Origin of the sequence: Rhodopseudomonas sp. B29, assembly GCF_000333455.1 — a bacterium.
In the GTDB taxonomy this organism is placed as follows: Bacteria; Pseudomonadota; Alphaproteobacteria; order Rhizobiales; family Xanthobacteraceae; genus Rhodopseudomonas.
Genome location: NZ_BADD01000733.1, coordinates 1 through 2,966, shown reverse-complemented (window position 1 = coordinate 2,966; position 2,966 = coordinate 1). Strand labels below are relative to the sequence as shown.

Genomic DNA, 2,966 nt, shown 5'->3' with positions numbered 1-2,966 from the left:
ACCGGACGTTGAACAAGACCAAGGACGAATATCGTATCGCCGTGATCCCCGGCGATGGCATCGGCAAGGAGGTGATGCCGGAGGGGGCTTCGCGCGCTGGAGGCCGCGGCCAAGAAGCATCGCGTCAAGCTGAAATTCGATCACTTCGATTTCGCCAGCTACGATTACTACGAAAAGCACGGCCAGATGATGCCGGACGACTGGAAGGACAAGATCGGCGGCCACGACGCCATCTTCTTCGGTGCGGTCGGCTGGCCGGCTAAAATCCCGGATCACATCTCGCTGTGGGGCTCGCTGATTAAATTCCGCCGCGAGTTCGATCAGTACGTCAATCTGCGCCCGGTCCGGCTGATGCCCGGCGTGCCGTCGCCGCTGGCGAACCGCAAGCCCGGCGATATCGATTTCTGGGTCGTGCGCGAAAACACCGAGGGTGAATATTCGTCGGTGGGCGGCCGGATGTTTCCCGGCACCGAGCGCGAATTCGTGACACAGCAGACGGTGATGACTCGCACCGGCGTCGACCGCATCCTGAAGTTCGCCTTCGACCTCGCGCAGTCACGGCCGAAGCGTCATTTGACGTCGGCGACCAAGTCGAACGGCATCTCGATCACCATGCCGTATTGGGACGAGCGCGTCGAGGAGATGGCGAAGAGCTATCCGGATGTGAAGTGTGACAAGTACCACATCGACATTCTCACCGCGAATTTCGTGCTGCATCCGGACTGGTTCGACGTCGTCGTCGGCTCCAATCTGTTCGGCGATATCCTGTCCGATCTCGGCCCGGCCTGCACCGGCACGATCGGCATCGCGCCGTCGGGCAATATCAATCCGGAAGGTGACTTCCCGAGCGTGTTCGAGCCGGTGCACGGCTCGGCGCCGGACATCGCCGGGCAGGGCATCGCCAATCCGATCGGCATGATCTGGTCGGGCGCGATGATGCTGGAGCACCTCGGCGAGAAGAACGCGGCCGACGCGATCGTCAAGGCGATCGAGCGCACGCTCGGCGAGCGCACCCTCCGCACCCGCGATCTCGGCGGCCAAGCCGACACGACGGCCTGCGGCAAGGCAGTGGCCGAGATGGTGGAGTAGTTCGCGGCAAAGCGTTGTTCTCGATGGAGCTGCGTTCCGCGCTTCCATTTCCGCCGTCATCCTGAGGTGCCCGCCGCGCCGCGCTATGCGCGGCACGGTGGGCCTCGAAGGATGGGCCGCGCGCACCGTGGCCGCATCCTTCGAGGCGCGCTACGCGCGCACCTCAGGATGACGATACTGACCTCGTGAAAACCGTGTTTCTTCGATCAGTCGAGGAGGCGGTCAGCGCTTCGATGTCCCCGTCAGCAGCCCCTTGTTGCCGACCAGCGTCATTGGCCGTCGCAGGCGCTGGCGTTGGCGCAGCACGGGGCGCGGCGGAGGCCGCTTGCGCGGCTTGAATGCGATCGGCGACGTGGCCTTGCGGCTCGGCGGCGGCGCCAGCGGCGTTCGGGTCGAGCGTTGCGATTTGTTCGGGCGCCGCTTGGCGGTGGACTTGCGAGTTTGGCCGCGTGCCGCCGGCCGGTGATTGCGTCGGGCGGATTTGCGCGGTGGTGTGCGAGGCGGTGGAGCGGCGAGTGTAGCTGCCGGATTTGCTGTCTCCGTAGCGAGATCGGCGGCGCCGATAGGTGCCTCTTCAGCGTGTGCCGGTGGCTGTTCGATCACCAAAGCCCTTGCCGCCTCGGTCGCCGCAGCGTTGGCGCCGCCGCCTGCTGCTGGTGAGGTCGCGATGCGCAGCTGCGATGGGACCAGCCGCGCATCCGGAATCCGCACCGCGCGCGGCGGGTCGGTCTGGTCGCGAATGATCTCGGACACGAAGAACGCCGCCATCAGCGCCGCCACGATGTAGGCGCCATCGCGCCAGAACATCAGCGAGGCGGCGACGACGATCAGCGCCGTCGTCACTGCGGTGATGAAGGTGTCGTCGTCCTCGAACAGGACGTCGATCCATTGCCAGTTGCTCGGCTTCCACACCGGCGGCTCGAGCCGGAAACCGAGCCGGTCGCGTGCAGCCGCGAAGCCGATCTGGCTCGCAGTGAGCAAATACCAAGTGATCAAGAAGGCCAGCAGGAAGGCGACCGTTCCGGCGAGGCCATCCGAGGTGCCGACGACCACCACAAGGGCGACAGACAGAAGCGCGTACCAGTCCTTCATGCCGAACCTCCGTGCAAACGGCGGAAGTATCGCATGGAGTTGACCGAGCTGACTTGACGCCGATCAGTTGGACCAGCGTTTCGTCATCTCTGCAGCGCCGGAGCGGTGAAGCATCGCGCCGAGGCCCGACGGCGTCGGTAAGCGACTGCCGATCAGCGGTCGTCGAGGTCGACGACTTCGGCGGCAATCCGCCGGCAATGCGCCCGCGCGGCGGCGATCAGATTTTCGCTGGCTTCGGGCGTGCGAAATGCGGAGTGTGCCGACAGCGTCACGTTGGAGATTTGCAGCAGTGGATGATCGGCGGGCAGGGGCTCGATGTCGAAGACGTCCAGCGCGGCATGGCGGAGATGGCCGGACTGCAGCGCATCGATCATCGCGGCCTCGTCGACCAGCGCGCCGCGCGCGGTATTGATCAGGATGGCGCCGGGCCGCATCGCGGCAAGGCGTTCGCGCGACAGGAAGCCGCGCGTCTCGTCGGTGAGCAACAGGTGCAGCGAGACGACGTGGCTGTCGCGTAGCAGCGTGTCGAGCTCGACGAACTCGACGCCGGCGGTGGGCTTCGGCGTTCTGTTCCAGGCGATCACCTTCATGCCGCCACCTGCCGCGATGCGCGCGACTTCGGCGCCGATGCCGCCGAGCCCGATCAGGCCGAGCGTCTTGCCAGTGAGCTGCAATCCGTCTTCGCGCAGCCAGAATCCGGCGCGCATTTCGCGGTCCATCAGCGCGAGATTGCGTGCCGCGGCCCACATCAGCGCAATGGTCGCTTCGGCTACGGCGGTGTCGCC

At 65.7% G+C, this 2,966-nt stretch carries 2 protein-coding genes and 1 pseudogene; 1 reads left to right on the top strand and 2 read right to left on the bottom strand.

What is annotated here, in order from left to right; translation table 11 throughout:
• Positions 1 to 8 precede the first annotated feature (8 nt).
• A pseudogene (locus I5M_RS30685) lies at positions 9 to 1,089 on the top strand (tartrate dehydrogenase).
• 222 nt (positions 1,090 to 1,311) lie between these two features.
• Here the strand turns inward: I5M_RS30685 and I5M_RS26600 are convergent.
• On the bottom strand, positions 1,312 to 2,181 hold the full coding sequence (locus I5M_RS26600) for a hypothetical protein (protein WP_022724176.1): 870 nt from the start codon (positions 2,179 to 2,181) through the stop codon (positions 1,312 to 1,314).
• Positions 2,182 to 2,333: 152 nt separating this feature from the next.
• On the bottom strand, positions 2,334 to 2,966 hold a 633-nt coding region (locus I5M_RS26595), incomplete at its 5' end, for an NAD(P)-dependent oxidoreductase (RefSeq protein WP_022724175.1).

Excerpts from the sequence above, each read along its gene's own strand:
- I5M_RS26600 (WP_022724176.1), bottom strand. The coding sequence starts at position 2,181 with ATGAAGGACTGGTACGCGCTTCTGTCTGTCGCCCTTGTGGTGGTCGTC.